The organism is Anaerosporobacter mobilis DSM 15930 (assembly GCF_900142955.1).
Lineage (GTDB): Bacteria > Bacillota > Clostridia > Lachnospirales > Lachnospiraceae > Anaerosporobacter > Anaerosporobacter mobilis.
Map to the genome: position 1 here is coordinate 114,196 of NZ_FRCP01000019.1, position 21,395 is coordinate 135,590.

Sequence of the window (21,395 nt, forward strand, 5' to 3'; positions counted from 1 at the left end):
GATGCCAAATTAGTCAATTGCTAAACTCTTATACCATTTCAAATAAAGCTGCATGATCTGCTTTCGTTTATGCACTTAAGATAATAATGAAATTAAGATTTTTTCAAAATAAAACTCTTTCTTTTTACCAAATAGTTTCTCCATCTTTTTAAGATTCTTATCTAAATGCTCAACTTCTCTAGAATAGCTATATGTAATTTCTACAACATCGCCGAATGTTAAAAAACCTTTGATTTGCCATCTTGCCTGACACAACTCTTGTATAATTAACGGGCTAATTACTGCTAACTTCATCTTACCATATGCATTCTCATCATAAACCGCACCCGAGAAATACGTATATGTAAAGTATACATAAAGCTGTTCCAGTATCGTCTCAAACTGGATACCTAGTTCTTCATTCTGTTTCATATATAGCAAGAACTGTCTTCTATTACCAAGATACTCCTTTGAACCATTCCCATATAGTTGATCAAAAGCAAGTCTTGTAGCATCTGACCATTCTGATCTTAATATCTCTAAGCGAAACAATATAGCGAATTGTTTTTTAATGATTTCAAATCGTATGTCTTCTTTACACTGATACGGTTTTAACTTATCTATCATACAATCTACAATCTTTTCTGTCTTGTATCGATTGATTAAACGGTCCATTGTAGAATATTCTTGACTATTTATTCGATTTTGTATGTCATGTGCTAATGCAAAGCTAATTGCTGCACGTAGATTCACATCAAGTTTTCTATTCTGTAAGGTGCCAATAATACAATTTCTAGCTTCAGATAACTTGGCATAAAGTATGGCATCAAAATATTCAAATCGTCCCGATTCACTTTTCTTCTCTTTTGTTAAAAATCGAACTCGTTCCTCATGACTTAATATGATTCTCGCCACTTCAGGGCAAGACATGGAAAGCGATAAATCACGTGCTCCTTCATACTCCTCCATATGTCTTGGATACGTTCTACAAGTATCGCATAACATGGAAGGACCTAATTCTGTATAGATATCACAGAGATTATCATCATTTAAGAATGCACAACGGTGTCCATATTGTTTGAAAGCTCCCTTGCGCAATTCTATAGAATTCTGAAGGCAGTTGCCGAAACCACCTTTTACATTTTTATATTTATCTAATGTCTTAGGATCAATCATAATCTCCCAGCCTGCACAACAAGTGTCTTCACACTCCATGGCAATGCAATTAAATTGATGATAATAATCCGGTATAGAATATTTCATGTCTATTCCTCCATAACAAACGTATTCGCAAGTATCATACACTCATTTTGTGGAATGTTCAAGTGCCGAAGTTTTAACAATATGTAACGATTTTATTACATACCTTTTTTCTTTAGTCGTTTCCCATATATTTCATTTACATTAAGTTTCAGAACTGAAACTACTTTAAATAATCTCTCGTCATATTTATGCTCAATTCCTGGTTGATAATGATTCATCAATTTTGTAAGAGCTGGCATTTTTTCCTCTTCACCTAGAATTTCTATCGTTCCATTGCCACACACACTTTCAAACTCCATCGTACAATCACATGCCAAATCCCCTGTAATTAAATTGTGTGAACAGCTCATTGAGAATGCTACTTTATTGTTATCTTGTAATAAATCGAGTTTTTTTCCAGCAATAGAACTATGAAAATACATTGTAAACTCTTCGTTTTCATATTCCACTCCAAAATTAAGTGGTATTACATAAGGAAATTCCTTATCAAAAAAAGCCACATTACATACATCACATTTTCTCATAATTGCTAGAATCTCTTCTGGATTTTTTACTTCTCTGTCTCTTCTTCTCATAGTTCATAATTCCTTTCGCCTTCCATATTTATCTTTCATTGTATTAGAACACCATATTATTGTCAATTTATAAACCAAAAAGTTATAGAATTTTTCCTTATATAATGCTAAAATAAATCCAAATTGTTAACGCAAACCACGAAACTACTTGTTTCTAACTCAAAGGAGAATGCCATATGATTTCAAACCTATTACAAGAAATGATTCAATACTACTCTGGGGACCCAAAACGAATTCAGCATTTTATCAAAGTACATAGCTTTGCCAAATTAATTGGTGAAATAGAACAACTTGATTCTACTACGCTTCAAATTCTTGAAATAGCCGCTATTGTACACGATATCGGCATTAAAGTTGCAGAAGAAAAATACGGAAGATGCGATGGCAAATTACAGGAGCAAGAAGGACCCGCACTAGCCAAGGACCTTCTTACCAAACTTTCTATTGATGAATCTATTATCGAAAGAGTTTGTTACTTAGTTGGACATCATCATACCTACTCAAACGTTAGTGGAATGGATTATCAGATCTTATTAGAAGCAGATTTTCTAGTTAATCTATATGAAGATGCATTAGATGCTCACGCTATAGCAAGTGCTTATCATAAGATTTTTAAGACTACCACTGGAAAAGAGCTTTGTAAAACTATGTTTCGAATTTAGTAACTACTATAATATATCTATCAAATATTGGTTATTCTTGTTTACAAGATTTCTCTCCAATAGAAACTAAATAAACCCCACCAGCCATAATTAGCAATGCTATTACGAAGACGATACTTGGAAGCTGATGATATAACAAAAGTGACAAGATTCCTCCAATAAAAGGAGAAACCGCATAATACGCACTCGTTCTTGCGGCTCCAAGATGTCTTTGTGCATGCACATAAAAGAAGATACTAAGTCCATATGCTACAAAGCCTAATACCATTACACATAATATATCAGCAATTCTAGGAATCGTATTTCCAATGGCAAATGCTATCAAAAGTGAACCAAATCCCGAACCAAATCCTTTAATAATTACAATCTGTAATGGATCTTTTTCCGATAGTACTCTCGTACAATTATTCTCAAGTCCCCAACAGATACAAGCGAATAGAACAAATATCGAACCAAAGGTAAAATATAAACTTCCTTCTCCTTGTATTGACAATAACATACATGCTAAGGTAATAAAACCAATGCCACACCACAGATGCTTTGACAACTTTTCTTTAAATATTACAAACGCAATAACCGATGTTGCTACAATTTCAAAGTTATTCATTAAGGAGGCATTCGCAGCTGTTGTTCTCGCTAAGCCAATCATTAAAAAAATGGGTGCCATAATATCTAATACCACCATTCCAACTGTATAAGGAAGTTCTTTTTTCGTTATATGTAACTGCTTAGCCTTATGATTGTTCTTTTCACGAAACAACCATAATATTGACATACCAACTCCCGCCCCCAGATATAACCAAGCTGCCATCATTGTCTCTGTGACCTTTGACAATAACATCTTAGAAAACGGAGCATTCAAAGCATACAATACTGCAGCTACTATGGCGGCTGCTATTGCTTTTTTTTGATAATTATTGCTTATCTTATTACTCCTGGTTTTAATCTTTTTCTTAGTATTCATCTGATAAGAATCTTTCTTCTTAATACCTTTCTTCTTACTTCTTTGCTTATTCATATTACATCTGTCTTCTTTCTTATCAATTTCATATCCCCCATAGGGGGTTATTTGTTATAAGTAGTATATCGAATTCTATAAAAAAAAGCAATGAGATTAGTAAATCCCATCGCTTTTTCTTACTTACTATGCAAACTACTTCATAATTTTCTTTAACCATTTTAAATGATTTTGATAAGGAGGATAACGTAGCGGTATATCAATTAAATTACTCTTCCTTAAAACACTCTTTCTATGCGAGAAAGCTTCAATACTGGCGGCACCATGATACTCTCCCATACCACTTTCGCCAACACCACCAAATCCCATATAGGAAGTGGCAAGATGAATAATGGTATCGTTAATACAACCTCCTCCATAGGATATTTCCTTTATAATTCTTTGCTCCATCTTCTTAGATTTTGTAAACAAATAAAGTGCTAATGGTTTTGGTCTATTATTTATTAACGATATGAATTCTTCTGGATTTTCATATTCAATAATCGGTAAAATTGGGCCAAAGATTTCTTCCTTCATAACCTCATCTTCCCAAGTTACATGATCCATTATGGTAAGAGAAATCTGGTTCGTCTGTTCATTAAAGTCACCACCATAGATAATCTCTCCTGTCTGTATAAGGTTTTTAAGACGCACAAAATGTTTACGCGTTATAATTTTAGGAAAATCATGATTTTCTTCTTGCTTATTACTGTAAAACTTCTCAGTGTTCTTGATAATTTCCTTAATTAATTTTTCTTTAACGCTTTTATGCACCACTAGGTAATCAGGGGCCACACAAGTTTGACCTGCATTTAAACATTTACCCCAAGCTATTCGCATACCTGCAAGCTTTATATCTGCAGTTTCATCAACGATACAAGGGCTCTTACCTCCAAGCTCTAAAATTACCGGAGTCAAATGCTTTGCTGCTTTTTCCATAACAATTTTCCCTACACCTACGCTTCCTGTAAAGAAAATCAAATCAAATTTTTGATCAAGTAGTGATTGATTTACTTCCCTACCACCTTCTACTACTGCTACGAAAGCTTTACTGAACGTCTTACTTATAAGCTTTTTGATCACTGCTGACGTTGCTGGTGAATAATTAGAGGGCTTAATAATTGAACAATTTCCACATGCGATTGCACCAATCAAAGGGGCAATCGCTAATTGGAATGGATAATTCCATGGAGCTATAATTAATACAAGGCCATAAGGCTCCTTATATATCTTGCTAACCGAAGGGAATTGCGTTATTGGTGTTCTCACCGTTTTCACTTTTAATAGGCGTTCCATGTGTTTCATCATAAAATTGATTTCTTCTAGCACAATTCCAATTTCTGTAGCATACGCCTCAAACGAAGATTTATTCAAATCCTTTTTCAAAGCTTCTAAAATTTCCCCTTCTATTTCCTTAATTGCCATTTTCAGCTCACCTAGACGTGCTTTTCTAAAGGCAAGGCTTTTTGTAGCCCCAGTTTTAAAGTACTTCCTCTGTTTTTCTAGCAACGTCACCGCATCCATCATACTTATCTTCCTCCATATTCATATAATATAAATATAAATCTATTTAGCCATTTTTTTAATCTATGTCACTATTCATTCTCTTATTATGTTGAATAAAATATTCAGATCTATTTCCTATTATACAACATTTCGTATAAAAAATGGTAGTGCATAAAAAAACAAGCCTTTGCTCTATATAAAGTGATAACTCCCTTCTAGGTAGACAAGTGAAATAATAAAAACACTTGCTACTTAGAAAGGAGTAATTAAATCTTATAGTTCAAACTCTTTTTGTGTTTCGCTTAAAGCCTCATCCATTCTACTAATTACCTGATCCATATCTTCATACGAGATTACTGCTGCTGGTTCAAAACGAACACATTTTGCATTAACAAGTGTACCAGCCGTCATTACGCCTCTTGCAAACATACCTTTCGCAACACTATATCCAACTTCACAAGCAACAAACTCTACTGCTAACATTAAGCCAATGCCTCTGACATCTTCAATAACAGTTGGGTATTTTTCATGTAATTTAACCAAACCAGCTTTTAAGTACTCTCCTTTTTCCTTACATTGACCTGGAACATCATTCTCAAGCATGTATTTGATCGTTGCTAATGCTGCAGAACAAGCGAGAGGATTACCTCCGAAGGTAGGTGACCCTAATAACCATGGATTCTCGATAAGTTCTTTCGTCCACATATTTGGTCTACAGATGATACCTGTAATCGGCATAATACCACCACCAAATGCTTTGCCAAATGTCAGAATATCTGGAACAACACCTTCAGTTTCACATCTAAACATCGCTCCTGTTCTTCCCATACCTGTTTGGATTTCATCGAAGATTAATGCTACACCGTATTCATTACATATTGCTCTTACTTCCTTAAGATACCCTTCTGGTGGAATGATGATGCCACCTTCCCCTTGGATCGGCTCTAAGATTACACCTGCAACTTCTTCTCCAACCGCTTTTAAGTTCTTAATAGCTTTGCGCATATCTTCACTATTTCCATATTCAACATGTTGTACTTGTTGTACCATTGGTAGATATGGTGTACGATATGTACTCTTTCCACCCATTGAGATAGCACCCATTGATTTACCATGGAAGGCACCAACTGTCGAGATGAACCAACTACCACCTGTGGCAATTCTTGCTAATTTAAGTGCCATCTCGACTGCCTCTGCACCACCATTGGTAAAGAAACATTTCTCTAAATCACCTGGTGTAATTCCTGCAACAGCCTTTGCAAGGTAGCCACGGAGTGGATCTAATAATTCCTGAGAATGCAATGCTTGGTGGTCTAGTTGTGCTTTTATTGTATCTATAATTTCTTCATTTCTGTGTCCACAAGTATAGATACCAAATCCTCCTAAGCAATCAATAAATTCTTCTCCATAGATACCACTACAATAAGCACCATAATCTTTCCATTCAATTACCGCTGCATTCGTCGAAACGGATTTACGGTATTTTAGCCAACCTGGACTGACATATTTGTCAAAGTAAGCTACCGTATTCTTTGTCACTTTCTCTTTTTGCACATCCGTTAAATCATCACTATGAATAAACTCAAGTACCTCTTTCAATTCTTCCAATACTACATCTTTATTAATCATATTAAATCCTCCAATCTTTTGGTCCTAAAGTTACTAGTTAATTATTCTAACCTGTTGTAAGTTAACATTCCATTCACTTGAATAACCATTTCACTACTTCTTTTTAAGTACTATACTTCTTTTTAAGTAGTTTATGAATTATTTCTCCCTAGGATTTTATTACATACCATGCTCTTAGCGTTCCTCTTTCACTTTCTTAAACAACTGCATTCTACTACTAACCTCCATCTTCTGATATAGATTTAGGATATGTTTCTTAAGCGTATTATTGGTAATAAATAATTGTTTGCAGATTACATCATTATCTTCACTTTGTAATAGATGCTCTAATATTGTTTCTTCTCTACGTGTCAAACCATATCGTCTTGTACATTCTGCAACTCCAATCTTCTCTTCCCCATGAGATTCCTCAATCCAATTCTTATGTAGTCGATACTCTAAATGATCTTTCAACATCTCTAAGATAAAAGTATCTTCATATTGAAAATTAGGTTTTCCCTTGTCACGGTAGAAGGCTAATACTCCAAGAAACTTCTGACGATATCCTAGTATAAGGTTTAATCCGTGATGCCACCCAGCAGGCTCAAAATACTTCTTATAAAATTCCGTATTAACACGTTGATCATCAGGAATCATATCCGATTCACGATAAATCATATTCTTTCCACTTAAAAGTAATCCTTTTGCATAGTCGAGCGCATATAAATTGTCCATATAGATATCTTCTATATTCGGACTTTCATTGTGAAACACTGGCTCCACAAGTTTATTCAAGCCATCTGGGCTTGATAACCAAAAGTCGGCACTATCATAATCCATTAGAATGTGTAATTGCTCCATGAGTAACTCACGCATTCTCGTTAAATCCTCCAAACTATGTATCTGATATATTATATGATTTAATACAATCCAATCATTATTGCCCATGATCTAGTCACATCCCTTATTTAATCTTATGGAGTAGCATGTCTTTGCTCATCTTTATGACTAAAGTGCTTTATTTCCTCTTTCACCAGTACGTATACGTACAACATCTTCAATATTACGGACAAAGATTTTACCATCACCGACATGATCCGTACCCACTTTCTCTCTTATATCAATGATAATATCTTCTACTTTTTCATCTTGTACAACCACTTCTACTCGAATCTTAGGTAACAGATTTATGTTTGTTTTGAATCCTTTTATTTGGTTTACTGCATCTTCTGAAATTATACCTTTTTGTGTACCACAACCCATAACACTTGAGATTGTCATACCACCGCAACCTTTGGATTCCATAATCGATTTTACCATTTCTAATTTTTCTGGTTTAATAATGATTGCTAATTCTTTCATTCCTTTCTCCTCCTTGATTCCTGTGAATTTATCCTTAAAACTCATTTATAAGATTCACACATTAATTCTTTATTAGTTGTTGTTACTTCTTAAGTTCCGTCCAGATTTGATCATAAATTGCTAAGGAATCTGTATCAATATTATCAACGAACTCACCCTTAGCGATGGCATCACTTGGTGGATTCTTAGCAGGATTATTAATAAAGTCATCACCAAGTAAAGCAACACCCGCTTTATTAGGATTTAAGTACGGGAATTCTTCACCTACCATCTTTGCAGATTCTGCATCCATCATAAAATTAATAAATTCCATTGCTGCATCGTAATTCTTACAACCTTTTGGTATTACCCAGTTATCTAGGAATAGATAAGGTCCCTCTTTTGGATAGACTACTTGAATTGCCTCATTCTCTTCCATGGCAAGTGCTACTTCCGCACTCCAACAATACGCCAAGGTACAATCTCCAGCAATTAACGCACTCTTTGGTGAATCACTATCGTATAACTTAATGTTATTCTTAAGAGATAAGGTCTTCTCTTTGACTTTTTCAAGAATTGCAGGATCGGTTTCGTTCATTCCATACCCAATACTCTTTGCTGCCATACCAATAACTGCACGAAAATCATCTAATACAACTAATTGATTCGCATATTCTGGTTTGAATAAGTCTGCATACGAAGTAATCGTATCTTTGATTATATCTGTATTAACTGCAATAGCACCTGCACCACCAAGATACGGTATGGAATATTCATTACCTGGATCATATGATGGATTCATGTACGCGTCGTCCATATTCCCTATATTCGTTAGCTTATCTTTATCAAGTTTTTCACACATATCTTGTGCTATCATTAGTGCAACCATATAATCACTTGGTTGAACGATATCATATGCACCTTCAGATTCCGATTTTACCTTCGCTAACATATCTTCATTCGATGAATAGGTTGATAGATTAACCTTAATTCCCGTTTTCTTCTCGAAGTCCTCAACTACGCTCTCTGGAACATATTCTGTCCATACATACACATTTAAAGTAGTGCCGCTTTCAGTTTTTGAACTACCTCCACATCCTGCTAATATCGTACTAAGTGCTAATACAAGAATGAATAAACAACTCGTTATTTTTTTCATAAAACTACCCTCTTTCCTTATTATTCTTTCTAAAGATTCCACTCTGTGTTAAAACAACTAAAAGTGTTGTGCCTATTAAAATCAAGGTTGAGAATGCATTCACATCAGGAGCAACACCGCTCTTAATACTATCCATTACTTTCAATGGAAAAGTCTTTACCTGACCATTGGTAAAGTAACTTATAATTACATCATCTATAGATAGTGTGAAGGCCATCAGAGCTCCTCCTCCGATTCCGGGCGCAAGTACAGGTAACGTAATATGCAAAAATGTATGGATTCGATTGGCACCTAGATCCATAGAAGCTTCTTCAATGGAATTATCATAACCTGACAACCTTGCTCGAACATTGAATACAACAAACGGAATACTAAATGTTGCATGCGCTAAAACCAATGTTAATAAACCTCTTGGTATTCCTGCTTTAGAAAAGATTGTTAGCAAACTAATACCTAGAACAATTTCCGGTATTACCACTGGAATGTATAGTAAACCATCAATGAGTGCTTTCCCTTTGAATTTGTATTTGTACATACCAACTGCTGCGATAGAGCCAATAATAACTGCTAGAATTGTACTTAGAACAGCAATTGATAAGGTCATTCCAAAAGACGATAACAATTCTTCATTCTGAAATAGTTTCATATACCATGATAAGGTAAATCCCTTCCAACTTAGGTATGGCTTCTTCGTTGTTGCATTAAATGAATTCACTACGATTACAATAATCGGTAGGAATAAGAACAAGTAGATGCAACAACAGAATACCATCTTGAGTATTCTTTGTACTTTGTGTTTTCTTCTCATCTCTTACACCCCCAGACTTTCCATATCGCCACCTAGTTTTTGATAGATTCGAACAAGGAGTAAGGTCATGAGAATTAAAATAATTGATAGCGCTGCACCAAGTGGCCAGTTGTTTCCACTTTGGAATTGACGTTCAATTAGATTGCCAATCACGTCACTGTTTCCACCACCTAATATATCAGAAACGAAGAAGAATCCTAAACAAGGTATGAACACCATGATGGATCCAGCAAAAACACCTGAGATAGTAAGTGGCAAGATAACATGAGAGAACGTATAGATTCCTCTTGCACCTAAATCATTAGACGCTTCTATTAGATTCTGGTCTAACTTCTCGATAGCGGTATAAAGCGGTATTACCATGAATGGGAATAAGCAATAAACCATACCCAGTAAAATCGTTCCTCTATTGTACAGAAACTCAACCGGAGTATTAATCAGATTCAACTTCATCAGTATCGTATTCAGCCAGCCATTCGTTCCAAGGAATGATCTCCAACCATAGATACGAATTAATGAATTCGTCCAAAATGGTACGATCACCAACATATAAAGAATTGCTTTTCGTTTACTTACGGCTCTAGCAATAAAGTAAGCAAATGGATAACCCAGTAGGATACAGATTACTGTTGTAAAGAATGCTATAAATAAGGATTGTGCATAAATCTGAAGATAATTCGTATCGAATAACCTTTTATAATTATCAAGAGTAAAATGGTACGATACATTATAGAATTCATCGATAGAGCAAAAACTCATTACTAGTACATATACTAATGGAATTGCTACTAGGAAGAGTAACCATAATGTAATTGGTCCTACCGTAGTTATGGCTGGGATTGTATTCGCCCGAAGCGAATGTTTACTTTTTGTCATGGTCATCTCCTCCTATCCATATTGTATGTCTTCAACAGCTCTATAAAATGTTTGATCAAAGCTATGAATCAATACAGAATCTGCTACTTCCCAATATGGGAACACCCTGCTTCCTATCTCTGGCAACAGTTCACTTGCTAGTCGTTCCAGCTTAATCTCATATCCATTCGGAAGTACAATGATTGCTTTTATTACAGATCCAACATAGATATAACTCTTTACATAACCATTTAATTCAAATCCTTCAACTGGTTCCATAGAGTACTTTAATTTCTCTGGTCGTATCGATACGCTAATCAGTTCATCCTTAACAAAACCTTCGCCTTTACCAATTACAGAACCATTCTCTAAAAGAACTTTAGCAAAATCACCTTCCACCGTTTCAATCCTCCCGTCAAATATATTGGTTTCTCCAATGAAGGTTGCTATAAATCTAGTAGCGGGTTTTTCATAAATTTCTCTTGGTGTCGCTAATTGTTCTAAAATCCCATCATGCATAATTCCTATACGATCGCTCATGGTTAATGCTTCTTCTTGATCGTGGGTAACATAGAGGAAAGTGATTCCAAGGCGACTTTGTAATTCTTTCAATTCCAATTGCATCTGTTTACGTAGTTTTAAATCAAGTGCACCTAATGGCTCATCTAAGAGAAGAACTTTAGGATTATTAATTAACGCTCTTGCTATAGCGACTCTTTGTTTTTGTCCACCAGATAATTGCCTTGGATAACGCTTTTCAAAACCTTCTAATTGTACTAAACTTAACATCTGTGATACTTTCTCTTTTATCTCACTTTTCTTGAATTTCTTCACCTTCAACCCATAAGCTATATTATCGAAGATTGTCATATGTGGGAATAATGCATAACTTTGAAAAACTGTGTTAACGTTTCTCTCAAAGGGTTCCTTATTCTCAACAGGTTCTCCTTCTACAAGAATACTTCCGCTCGTTGCCTCTTCGAAGCCAGCTATCATACGAAGTGTGGTTGTCTTTCCACAACCAGAAGAACCTAGCAATGTAAGAAATTCACCTTGTTTTACTGAAAGATTCAAGTCTTTCACGACATGATTCATACCATATATCTTATTTACTTGATTCACCTTTACAATAATTTCGTCTTTCATAGTAAAATCTCACTTTCATTAATTAATGTTCGTACCACCCAATTGTACCTGGTGCGAGGTTAATATTGATCTGTTTTACCTCTTGATATTCTTCTAGACCATGAACACTTAGTTCACGTCCCCAACCACTCATCTTATATCCACCCCATGGTGCTTCGTTGAAGGTTGGATTATAGCAATTAATCCAAGTAATTCCAGCCCGAATCTCTTTCACAACTCGTAATGCTCTTGCTCCATCTGTTGAAAATACCGCTCCTGCCAAACCATATGGAGTATCGTTAGCAAGTGCAATTGCTTCCTCTTCTGTCTTGAATGTCTGTATCGTTACGACAGGACCAAAAACTTCTTCTCTTACAATCTTCATATCTGATGTACACTGATCAAAAACTGTTGGACGAATATAGAAACCCTTAGCACATTCTCCTTGTGTATAACGCGCTCCACCACATACTAAAGTAGCTCCCTCTTCTTTTGCAGTTTCTATGTAACTAAGAATCTTATTCATCTGCTCCTTTGTAATAATAGCTCCCATATCTGGATTCTCCATACCAGGTCCAATAGTTATGGCATTCGCTCTCTCTATCAATCTCTTAACAAAGACATCTTTGAAGCTCTCTTCTATAATAATTCTTGAACCTGCAGAACAAACTTGACCCGCGTTAAAGAAGATTCCAATCATTGCCCACTCGACCGCACCTTCAAGATCAGCATCTGCAAAGATAATGTTTGGTGATTTCCCACCTAACTCCAATCCAACCTTCTTTAAGTTCCCTACCGCATTCTTAGCAATTGCTTGCCCTGTCTTCGTACTTCCTGTGAAAGTAATCATATCTACATCTAGACTTTCGGAGAATTCGTTTCCTACCTCTGGCCCGTTTCCTAAGACTAAGTTTACGGTGCCTTTTGGTAAGCCAACTTCATCAAAGATTTCAAACAATGCAATGGTAGATAACGGTGCATTCTCACTTGGTTTGAATACGATGCAATTACCAGCTGCTAGTGCAGGCGCTAATTTCCAAACTGACATTAGCATTGGATAATTCCAAGGAGTGATTTGAGCACAAACACCGACCGGTTCGTGCATACAGTAGGAATGCATCGGGCCAAAACCATCATTGACTTCATACACCCCACCTTGTGGTTTCGTAATTAATCCAGCATAATACTTAAAGCAAGCTACCGCATCCTCAATATCACATTGGGCTTCTCTTAATGGTTTTCCATTGTCGAGAGTATCCATCTTAGCTAGTTCATCACGTTTTTGCTCAATCTTACTAGCAATCTTATATAAGTAATCGGCCCTTACTTGACCACATGTTCTGCGCCATTCTCCCGTTTCATAGAAAGCGGACTTAGCTGCTAATATTGCTTGTTTTGCATCCGCCGCACTACTTTCTGTAGTAATTCCAATTCGCTCTTCATTAGAAGGGCATATAATATCTCTCGTTCTACCAGTTACTGACTCTACCCATTCGCCATTGATATAATTTTTCTTAATTTCCATGCTTTCACTCCTCCTTTATAATCTACCAGATTGATATAAATACCACATTTAACCCAACTTATCTTTTCCTACTACTCATATGTAAAAAGAGGCATATTGCATATGCAATACACCTCTTTGTTTGTTATACTATACAACATTTTTCAATTTGCAACAATTCTACCTTAAAACCATTTATCTACTTAAATAGGAGTAGTTATACTTATATTGGGTGATAATTTGATACTTGACATTTATCCTAGACAATTGTAGAATATCATTATAGACAGATGTAGATAATTATAAAACTCTTTATCCTGCTTCATGCATACCTGCATTACAAGGAATTTCGTAATTATCTATTTATCTTGATACGATGGAAGGAGCATGATTACTATATGAACAACAATGAAAAAGATATTAGCAGAGAAATTGAGCTTTCGCGCTTACCTGATACGGAGTTTGAAGTAATGTCCGTTATATGGCGTAACGATCCCCCCGTTACAACTTCTATATTAATGGATCAATTAGGCAATATAAAGGGATGGAAACTCCAGACTCTTACAACCTTATTAAACAGACTGATTGATCGACGGTTTCTTAGAAGCGAGAAATTAGGTAAAGAAAGAAATTACTATCCCACTGTACATGAAGAGGATTATATTCACTTTGAGACAACTCATTTTGTAAAGCGATATCATAATAATTCTATCTGTAACTTAGTAAGTACATTTTGTGACAACACAAAACTTGAAAAACAAGATATCGCAGAATTAAGTGCTTGGCTTAAATCTATGGAAGATAAGATATAGAAAGGAGCAACGTTGTCGTTATGAATAGTCTGTTATTAACTTACATGAATAATGGTATTCTAGTATCAATTCTCGTGCTCCTACTATTTCTTTTTCAGAAGATACTTAAGAGATACCTTTCCAATATCTGTCTATATCTATGCTGTATAGTACTGCTACTAGCATATCTAATTCCATATCGCCCATTTGCGAAAAATTCACTTTTTACAATAATGACACCGCGGGTCAATAAAGTGTCCTTGGAATTAGTTAAACTAACTGATTTATCTGATAGCAACTTATATACAGCTTACTCAAGCGAAATACCTTCTAGTATAGACGTAACAAAAGACGGTTCTAAAACTTTAGTTACTGCAACCTATGAAGCGTTTAAATTGCATATTCTTATATATAAACAAAAACTAAGTCAGCTTTTCTCTTTCCTTAGTACTTCTCTGTATAACAATCATTTTCTATTGTATGTAATTTGGACTTTTGGTGTATTTATTACATTTAGTTATCATGTAATCAAACATTATCGCTTTTGTAAAACAATAAAGCGCTTCACAAAACCATTGGTCGATCAATCAAAACTCGAACTATTACATAAGAATCAACAGCAACTAAATGTATACGCTTCCATTACTTGTAGCGTATGTTCCTCTATTGGAAGTCCTATCACTCTTGGATTATTACACCCAGTCATTATACTTCCTTCCTATTCTTATACAGCGGAAGAACTAGATTATATGCTACGACATGAACTTATACATATCAAAAGAAAAGATATCCTAATGCAATGGCTTTTACTAATATGTCTGTCCTTCCATTGGTGGAACCCTATCATATATCTATTCATTCGTTTATGGAAGGATTTTTGTGAAAGCTCTTGTGATAGTATTGTGTTAAACCAAGCTTCTCCTACTGAGCGTATGGCGTATAGCAAGGTCTTACTAAAAACGGCATTACATCAAAATCAGATACAACAATTATTATTCATTAACTTTTATGGAGGTAAAAAAAGAATGAAAAATCGTTTACAATCTATCCTTGATACAAAGCATAAGAAAACGAGTATCTTAACTATTATGGCATTGGCACTTATATTATGTACTACTTCTATCTTTTCTTTTGCTAAAGAAAATACCCTTAACAAAGAAGATCCTAATAATATTGCAGACCAAGTAGTCACATCTACTGATTTAAGCACGGTAGTATCAAAGAAAGATATTACAATTGAAACTTCCACAGAGGATAAACCTACAGCCTTCTCCATGCAAGACTTTATTGAAGATGTTAAGACCTACGAAGGTGCTTCCTATGAATGGGGAGGTAACACTCCAGAAACTGGATTTGATACAAGTGGCTTCACGCAATACATCTATAGTCTCTATGGATATACGCTCCCTAGGACAAGTAGAGAACAACATAACTCCATACCTTCAATTGATAGGGCGGATCTAAAAACTGGAGATCTTGTCTTCTATGCAAATGAGGAACAGGAAGTTGGCCATGTAGCAATCTATCTTGGTGACAATCAGGTAATTCATGCAGCCAATCCCAAAGTGGGAGTAAAAATATCTTCTATCGATTATAGACCTGTTTATAGTATTGGAAGAGTTATTCCGTAATTTTTTGAATAACTTATCAATTAATATTAATTAACGCAATACAGAATATGTTATTTATGTTCTTCTGTATTGCGTTATATTTATTGATATTTCATTCCTTTAACAGTACTTTTCTTCATCTACCTTGACAAAATCTATATTAAGAATTATACTTGATAAAAATAACAAAAGCGTTGAAGAGAGAAAGTAATTCTATCTTATTTCCCCAGAGAGTTCCGGTAGCTGAGAAGGAATGAATGCAGATTGAATGAAACAAGTCTTGGAGCTTCATACGGATTCGAAATCGATGATGCTATGACGGTAGTTCCCGTTACAGAACTAAAGTATAAGACGAGTGAAAGAATCACTACTATAACGCTCTGTACTTGACGAGATTTCTATGGCGACATAGGAATGAAATAGGGTGGTACCGCGAATCATTCGCCCCTACGCATAACTGTAGGAGGTGATTTTTTTTACCCTTTTTTAATTATAATTTAATTTGGTTTTTCACTTGGTCTTTGACCTTTTGAAACCTAACCAAATTTAGTATTCTAAAAGTAGAAAGGATGATTCGTATATGAGACCCTTATTCCCAAAAAGAGCGGTCGTTACCGCAGGTATGCCTTATGGCAATAAAGAATTACATTTTGGCCATATAGGAGGTGTGTTTGTTCATGCAGACACTTACGCTAGATTTCTTCGAGATCGTATTGGAGAAGACAATGTAATCTTCGTATCAGGTACCGATTGCTATGGTTCACCAATCTTAGAAAGTTATAGAAAACTAGAAAAGAACGATTCTATTATCATACAAGATTACGTTCGAAGTAATCACATAAAACAAAAAGAAGCTTTAGACGACTACGAAATCAGTCTTGATCTTTTTGCAGCATCTGCACTTGATAAAGCAGCTGATGTTCATAACGAAGTATCTGCTACCATCTTCAAGAAACTCTATAAAAAAGGTGCTTTGAAGAAACTAAAGAATTCACAATTCTATGATCCAGAATTCAAGGTGCTATTAAATGGCCGCCAAGTCGTTGGTAAATGTCCGATTCAAGGTTGTTCTTCTGATAAAGCCTATGCTGACGAGTGTTCACTGGGGCACCAATATATGCCTTCTGATTTAATTGATCCAGTTAGCACCTTATCAGGTTTGAAACCAGAGGTAACCGATGTTACAAATTGGTATTTTGATTTGGAAGCTTACCTCGAACTCCTGAAAGAACGGAATGATTACTTACGTTTGAATACCAATCATCGCAAATACCTTATCAATACCATAGAAGAGTTTTTGAAGAAACCTTGTATCTATGTGAAGAAAGACTATGCTGAAATTGTAACTACTTTGCAAGACCAACTTCCAAGTTTTGAGATTGATGAGCAATCAAACAAATCCTCTCTCACTCTTGTGTTTCATACATTAACTCAACGTGAAGCAGCCCAAGAACTTCTATCTTCTCATGGTGTACAATACCGAACAGGTAAAACACTTGTACCATTCCGTCTTACTGGTAATATTGAATGGGGAGTTCCTGTTCCACAAGTAGATTCTGATGATACACCACTTACCTTCTGGGTTTGGCCAGAATCCTTATGGGCACCAATCTCATTCACTAAGACTTATCTTATGGAACACGGAGAGGCTGAAGACGCTTGGAAAGACTGGTGGAATTCCAAAGACTCAATGGTATATCAGTTTATTGGAGAAGATAATATCTACTTCTATGGTATTGCGGAAATGGGAGTATTCATGGCTCTACAAGATTATGATAGTAAGATTACGCCAGATGATGGCCAATTACAACTACCTCATCTAATTGCTAACAATCACATCCTATTCCTAGATAAGAAGGCAAGTAGTAGTTCTGATATTAAGCCACCTATGGCTAAGGAATTGCTATCTTATTATACGCCAGAACAATTAAGAATTCATTTTCTTAGTCTTGGCTTATCTACTAAGAGTGTTAGTTTTATGCCGAAACCTTATATTCCAGGTGCCGACCCGAAAGCAGCTGATACTGTTTTAAAAGAAGGCAACTTATTAACCAATGTATTCAATAGACTTGTGCGTTCTTGTTTCTACACGGTTCAGAAATACTACGATAGCAAGATTCCTGAGGGTGCAATTACCCCTTCCATACTAGAAGAGGGCAAGAATGCAATCCTTGATTTTGAACGTGGTATGTATAATCATGAATTTCATTCTTTAACCTACTTACTAGACACCTATATTAGAAATGCGAATAAATACTGGGTTAATTCTATGAAGCAGGCCGAATCTACAGGTAATGATGAACTTCGTAAACAAGTACTGATAGATTCCTTCCATTCGGTACGTGTTACTATGACCTTATTACACTCCATTGCTCCTACTGGTTGTGAAATGATTCAAGCTTATCTCCACGCCGATAAAGAGATTTGGAACTGGGACTATATCTTCGAACCACTTACTTTTTTCCTAGATTCTAATGTACCAATGGAATACCTCGAACCAAAGGTTGACTTTTTCAAAAAACATGAAAGCCAATTTTTTATTTAACTCTATTAAAAAAGGACAAAAGTGCTGACAATTGCACTTTTGTCCTTAAATCTAATTACTTATTTGTCAATACAAACTGTTCAACTAATGCTTTCATTACTTGTGATTGACTAGCCATCTCTTCTGAACTTGCAGAGCTTTCTTCTGCCATAGCTGTATTTTCTTCTACTACAGCTGATATTTGTTCAACTTCCATCGTTACTGCTTTCAACTTATCAGCTTGAACTGTAGATGTTTGTGTTATTTGCTTAATATTTGTTTCTAAGCGTTTTGTTCTCTCCAAGGACTCGAGTAATGCTTTTGCTGTCTCTGTGGCTATTACCATACCACCATCAACTGCATGAATGGAATCTTGAATTAATGATGTAGATTCTTTTACCGCATGGGCACATTGGTTCGCTAATTCATTCACTTGATTAGCAACAACTGCAAAACCTCTTCCCGCTTCTCCTGCTCTTGCTGCTTCAATTGATGCATTCAGTGCTAATAGATTTGTCTGTGAAGCAATATCATTAATTGTTTTGATAATATTACTAATTTTACTCGAAGATGCATTGATATTACTCATTGCTCCTAACATATCCTGCATCTTATCATTACTACCTTCAACATCTCTCTCTACTTCGTTTGCTACATCAAATGCTATGTTAGAACAATCAGCATTACAGTTAATTGCTCCTTCTAATTCCACAATCATCTGCTGTAATCGTGATATTGCTCCTGTTTGTTCTACCGCACCTTGTGTTAATGCTTCTCCACTATACGCAAGTTGAACAGAACCGTCTGCAACTTGTTCCGCAGACATATTAATTTGTCTTAATACGTCCGATATCTTATTATTAAAATTCAAGATACTGATCTTAATATTCTTAAAGTCCCCAATGAATTCTTGATTGATGTTGATATCAAAATTCCCCTTTGCCATCTGCTGCATTGATTGATCTATAGATTTCACATACGAAGATAGGAGACTCATACTCTTTTGTAGACTCTTAGCTACATGGGATACCTCATCATGTCCTTCTGTGTTAATTGTAGCATTCAGATTTCCCTTTGATAACTCAAGAGAAGCATACTCAATTTCTTCTAGTGGCATAGCAATACTCTTTGTAATACTTATCGTGAGTATAAGAGCAAATACAATAGACACGATCAAAAGAATAGTTAATATTATTATTGCAATAATGATTCCATTTTCATTCTTATTAATCGCTTTTGATTCTGCATTCGCTATCTCCAGATCAAGAGTCGTAGCGTTATCAATCAAATTTTGTAACAATTCACTACCTTGAGATAAAATTAATGCTTTTGCTTCTTCATAGTTTTCATTCTCGAACTTCACAATAATATCATCAACTATAGACAGCCATTCTGATACTGATTTTTCATACTCATTCACTAATTCTTTATCCGCTGGAAATGTTTCTTTGATTATAGATATGCACTTCAATAAAGTATTTTTATTCTCTTTAAATGTCTCTAAATAGGAATCTATTTCATTTTTATTCTCAACAATTGCCATCTCACGAATTAATCTAGCTGCATTATTGGTTTCAATTCTACTATCTTTAATGGAAATCTCCGCCTTATAAGAATACTCAAGAAAGTCATTCAAATTATTCTTACTATTTATCAAGGAAACAATTGCAGTGGTAATTATTAGTATCATACATACCAATATAGTACTAAAACCAAGTATCAACCTCGACTTAATTTTTAACTTTCTTAAACTAACTATGTATTTGTTAATCTTACTTACTTCATTCTCCAACTTCTAATCCTCCCTCTACTAGCACTAACTTTTAATCCCAAAGATAAAAGTCGTGGGATAATGGATTTATTATCCATCATCAAACGACTTTAAAAATATTATCATAGACGATTCATCAAGTCAACTAATCTAATTAATTATAGCTAATTATCTTATCAAATAAGATTAATTTAACTTTTATATACAGTTATTACTCGAAAGTACCAAGAATTACAATACCAATTACACAAATAATAATCATCGCATAGTGTTTCATTGACAACTTTTCCTTAAGAAATATCCTACTCCATAATACTGAAGCCACGCAGTATGAAGAAATAACTGGTGCTGCAGCAATCGCATTCGCACCAACTGCAAAGATATAAGCAAACTGACCTGCCGTTTCAAAGATAGCTGCCACGAATTTAGGACTTTCCCTTTTAACCGTTAATTTCTCTTTCTTAATAACAACGACATAGATAAACGCCATAATTCCTAAGAAAAGAAATGTCAATTCATAAGCCACATTGGCCGTATTCTCATTTAACTTCTCTAATACAAGACTATCTGCTAATGTACCTGCTGCATCAATGATACAGTATAGTATAGGAAGTAAGATCGCAAGAAAGCTCTTCGTATATTTCACGTTTGCTGTACTTTGTCTCTTAACACGAAGTTCTTTATCTTCTTTCATTTCAACAAATCCAAGTCCAACAACTCCTATACAAACAAGAAGTACCGCAAATGTTTGAAGACCACTCATTCTTTGGCCTAAGAATATAAAGCAACCAAGTGCCGCGATTGCACCAGAAGAATTACAAATTGGTGAGGAAATCGATAACTCAATATAGCGAAGACCAATATATCCAATCGTCATCGAAATAATATACAACATTGAAACTGGTAGATACGTTATAAAATCTCCCATAGTAATTGGAGTACCTACTATAACTATTTCATACAATGCATGAAGTCCCATAACAAGACCTACTGCCATAACCATTTTTAAGTGACTGTGCTTATCATCTGGCTTAGAACCAATCTTACTGAATAAATCGGACCCACTCCAACATAATAAAGCCACTATAGCTAACCAAAACCACATAAATACATTTCCTCTTTTCTAACATTTGATTTGTTACAAGCCAATTGTACATGATATGATTTTAAAATAGAAGTCCAAAGTGATAGTATTCTTAATTTCTTTCCTTCAACTTTACAGGTAATCTATCAAAGTAATTACATTTGTCACATCCATGTTACTTCTATAATATATTCTAATCATTTTTTAATTCTTTTCATGACAAATTACACTAG

At 35.1% G+C, this 21,395-nt stretch carries 18 protein-coding genes and 1 other annotated feature; of the genes, 4 read left to right on the forward strand and 14 right to left on the reverse strand.

The window, feature by feature from the left end; genetic code table 11:
• Positions 1-75 precede the first annotated feature (75 nt).
• Together fliB and BUB90_RS17905 are read right to left on the reverse strand one after the other, a co-directional pair.
• Positions 76-1,242 (reverse strand): flagellin lysine-N-methylase, encoded by a 1,167-nt coding sequence (gene fliB, locus BUB90_RS17900; protein WP_073289886.1) that lies wholly within the window; start codon positions 1,240-1,242, stop codon positions 76-78.
• 95 nt (positions 1,243-1,337) lie between these two features.
• Positions 1,338-1,817: a pyridoxamine 5'-phosphate oxidase family protein gene (locus tag BUB90_RS17905; RefSeq protein WP_073289887.1), complete on the reverse strand. Its 480-nt coding sequence runs from the start codon at positions 1,815-1,817 to the stop codon at positions 1,338-1,340.
• A 176-nt stretch (positions 1,818-1,993) separates the two neighbouring features.
• On the opposite strand from BUB90_RS17905, the gene BUB90_RS17910 reads away from it, so the two are divergent.
• On the forward strand, positions 1,994-2,479 hold the full coding sequence (locus tag BUB90_RS17910) for an HD domain-containing protein (protein ID WP_073289888.1): 486 nt from the start codon (positions 1,994-1,996) through the stop codon (positions 2,477-2,479).
• 31 nt (positions 2,480-2,510) lie between these two features.
• Here BUB90_RS17910 and BUB90_RS17915 read toward each other — a convergent pair whose 3' ends face one another.
• The 10 genes from BUB90_RS17915 to BUB90_RS17960 all read right to left on the reverse strand — a co-directional run bounded on the left by BUB90_RS17915 (position 2,511) and on the right by BUB90_RS17960 (position 13,403).
• On the reverse strand, positions 2,511-3,497 hold the full coding sequence (locus tag BUB90_RS17915) for a DMT family transporter (RefSeq protein WP_242952570.1): 987 nt from the start codon (positions 3,495-3,497) through the stop codon (positions 2,511-2,513).
• Positions 3,498-3,632: 135 nt separating this feature from the next.
• Complete coding sequence (locus tag BUB90_RS17920; protein ID WP_334292902.1) at positions 3,633-5,000, reverse strand: aldehyde dehydrogenase; 1,368 nt, start codon at positions 4,998-5,000, stop codon at positions 3,633-3,635.
• Positions 5,001-5,255: 255 nt separating this feature from the next.
• Positions 5,256-6,611: a putrescine aminotransferase gene (locus BUB90_RS17925; protein ID WP_073289891.1), complete on the reverse strand. Its 1,356-nt coding sequence runs from the start codon at positions 6,609-6,611 to the stop codon at positions 5,256-5,258.
• Positions 6,612-6,785: 174 nt separating this feature from the next.
• Positions 6,786-7,538, reverse strand: a complete 753-nt coding sequence (locus BUB90_RS17930) for a helix-turn-helix domain-containing protein (protein ID WP_073289893.1) — start codon at positions 7,536-7,538, stop codon at positions 6,786-6,788.
• Between the two features lie 60 nt (positions 7,539-7,598).
• Entirely contained in the window at positions 7,599-7,952 is a 354-nt protein-coding gene (locus BUB90_RS17935) for a P-II family nitrogen regulator (protein ID WP_073289895.1), read from the reverse strand.
• Positions 7,953-8,034: 82 nt separating this feature from the next.
• Positions 8,035-9,090, reverse strand: a complete 1,056-nt coding sequence (locus tag BUB90_RS17940; protein ID WP_073289898.1) for an ABC transporter substrate-binding protein — start codon at positions 9,088-9,090, stop codon at positions 8,035-8,037.
• A gap of 4 nt (positions 9,091-9,094) precedes the next feature.
• Positions 9,095-9,898 (reverse strand): ABC transporter permease, encoded by an 804-nt coding sequence (locus BUB90_RS17945; protein WP_073289900.1) that lies wholly within the window; start codon positions 9,896-9,898, stop codon positions 9,095-9,097.
• Positions 9,899-9,901: 3 nt separating this feature from the next.
• Complete coding sequence (locus BUB90_RS17950) at positions 9,902-10,774, reverse strand: ABC transporter permease (RefSeq protein ID WP_073289903.1); 873 nt, start codon at positions 10,772-10,774, stop codon at positions 9,902-9,904.
• 12 nt (positions 10,775-10,786) lie between these two features.
• On the reverse strand, positions 10,787-11,899 hold the full coding sequence (locus BUB90_RS17955) for an ABC transporter ATP-binding protein (RefSeq protein ID WP_073289905.1): 1,113 nt from the start codon (positions 11,897-11,899) through the stop codon (positions 10,787-10,789).
• Between the two features lie 22 nt (positions 11,900-11,921).
• On the reverse strand, positions 11,922-13,403 hold the full coding sequence (locus BUB90_RS17960; protein ID WP_073289908.1) for an aldehyde dehydrogenase family protein: 1,482 nt from the start codon (positions 13,401-13,403) through the stop codon (positions 11,922-11,924).
• A 377-nt stretch (positions 13,404-13,780) separates the two neighbouring features.
• Here BUB90_RS17960 and BUB90_RS17965 point away from each other — a divergent pair, with 377 nt between their 5' ends.
• The 3 genes from BUB90_RS17965 to BUB90_RS17975 all read left to right on the forward strand — a co-directional run bounded on the left by BUB90_RS17965 (position 13,781) and on the right by BUB90_RS17975 (position 18,328).
• The gene (locus tag BUB90_RS17965; RefSeq protein ID WP_073289910.1) at positions 13,781-14,194 is read left to right on the forward strand and encodes a BlaI/MecI/CopY family transcriptional regulator; all 414 of its coding nucleotides are present in this window, start codon (positions 13,781-13,783) and stop codon (positions 14,192-14,194) included.
• A 20-nt stretch (positions 14,195-14,214) separates the two neighbouring features.
• A complete protein-coding gene (locus BUB90_RS17970) occupies positions 14,215-15,804 on the forward strand; it encodes a M56 family metallopeptidase (RefSeq protein WP_073289912.1) in 1,590 nt (529 codons plus the stop codon).
• Between the two features lie 164 nt (positions 15,805-15,968).
• Positions 15,969-16,235 (forward strand) — a binding site (T-box leader).
• A gap of 128 nt (positions 16,236-16,363) precedes the next feature.
• Complete coding sequence (locus BUB90_RS17975; protein ID WP_073289914.1) at positions 16,364-18,328, forward strand: class I tRNA ligase family protein; 1,965 nt, start codon at positions 16,364-16,366, stop codon at positions 18,326-18,328.
• Positions 18,329-18,383: 55 nt separating this feature from the next.
• Here BUB90_RS17975 and BUB90_RS17980 read toward each other — a convergent pair whose 3' ends face one another.
• Together BUB90_RS17980 and BUB90_RS17985 are read right to left on the reverse strand one after the other, a co-directional pair.
• Positions 18,384-20,099 (reverse strand): methyl-accepting chemotaxis protein, encoded by a 1,716-nt coding sequence (locus tag BUB90_RS17980; RefSeq protein ID WP_073289916.1) that lies wholly within the window; start codon positions 20,097-20,099, stop codon positions 18,384-18,386.
• A 190-nt stretch (positions 20,100-20,289) separates the two neighbouring features.
• Positions 20,290-21,183, reverse strand: coding sequence for an EamA family transporter (locus BUB90_RS17985; protein ID WP_073289918.1), 894 nt, complete (start codon positions 21,181-21,183; stop codon positions 20,290-20,292).
• Positions 21,184-21,395 lie beyond the last annotated feature (212 nt).

What these genes read in the sequence shown, in the direction of transcription:
- fliB (WP_073289886.1), bottom strand. Translation starts at nt 1,242, where the DNA reads ATGAAATATTCTATACCGGATTATTATCATCAATTTAATTGCATTGCC.
- BUB90_RS17905 (WP_073289887.1), bottom strand. Translation starts at nt 1,817, where the DNA reads ATGAGAAGAAGAGACAGAGAAGTAAAAAATCCAGAAGAGATTCTAGCA.
- BUB90_RS17910 (WP_073289888.1), top strand. Translation starts at nt 1,994, where the DNA reads ATGATTTCAAACCTATTACAAGAAATGATTCAATACTACTCTGGGGAC.
- BUB90_RS17915 (WP_242952570.1), bottom strand. Translation starts at nt 3,497, where the DNA reads ATGAATAAGCAAAGAAGTAAGAAGAAAGGTATTAAGAAGAAAGATTCT.
- BUB90_RS17920 (WP_334292902.1), bottom strand. Translation starts at nt 5,000, where the DNA reads ATGGATGCGGTGACGTTGCTAGAAAAACAGAGGAAGTACTTTAAAACT.
- BUB90_RS17925 (WP_073289891.1), bottom strand. Translation starts at nt 6,611, where the DNA reads ATGATTAATAAAGATGTAGTATTGGAAGAATTGAAAGAGGTACTTGAG.
- BUB90_RS17930 (WP_073289893.1), bottom strand. Translation starts at nt 7,538, where the DNA reads ATGGGCAATAATGATTGGATTGTATTAAATCATATAATATATCAGATA.
- BUB90_RS17935 (WP_073289895.1), bottom strand. Translation starts at nt 7,952, where the DNA reads ATGAAAGAATTAGCAATCATTATTAAACCAGAAAAATTAGAAATGGTA.
- BUB90_RS17940 (WP_073289898.1), bottom strand. Translation starts at nt 9,090, where the DNA reads ATGAAAAAAATAACGAGTTGTTTATTCATTCTTGTATTAGCACTTAGT.
- BUB90_RS17945 (WP_073289900.1), bottom strand. Translation starts at nt 9,898, where the DNA reads ATGAGAAGAAAACACAAAGTACAAAGAATACTCAAGATGGTATTCTGT.
- BUB90_RS17950 (WP_073289903.1), bottom strand. Translation starts at nt 10,774, where the DNA reads ATGACAAAAAGTAAACATTCGCTTCGGGCGAATACAATCCCAGCCATA.
- BUB90_RS17955 (WP_073289905.1), bottom strand. Translation starts at nt 11,899, where the DNA reads ATGAAAGACGAAATTATTGTAAAGGTGAATCAAGTAAATAAGATATAT.
- BUB90_RS17960 (WP_073289908.1), bottom strand. Translation starts at nt 13,403, where the DNA reads ATGGAAATTAAGAAAAATTATATCAATGGCGAATGGGTAGAGTCAGTA.
- BUB90_RS17965 (WP_073289910.1), top strand. Translation starts at nt 13,781, where the DNA reads ATGAACAACAATGAAAAAGATATTAGCAGAGAAATTGAGCTTTCGCGC.
- BUB90_RS17970 (WP_073289912.1), top strand. Translation starts at nt 14,215, where the DNA reads ATGAATAGTCTGTTATTAACTTACATGAATAATGGTATTCTAGTATCA.
- BUB90_RS17975 (WP_073289914.1), top strand. Translation starts at nt 16,364, where the DNA reads ATGAGACCCTTATTCCCAAAAAGAGCGGTCGTTACCGCAGGTATGCCT.
- BUB90_RS17985 (WP_073289918.1), bottom strand. Translation starts at nt 21,183, where the DNA reads ATGTGGTTTTGGTTAGCTATAGTGGCTTTATTATGTTGGAGTGGGTCC.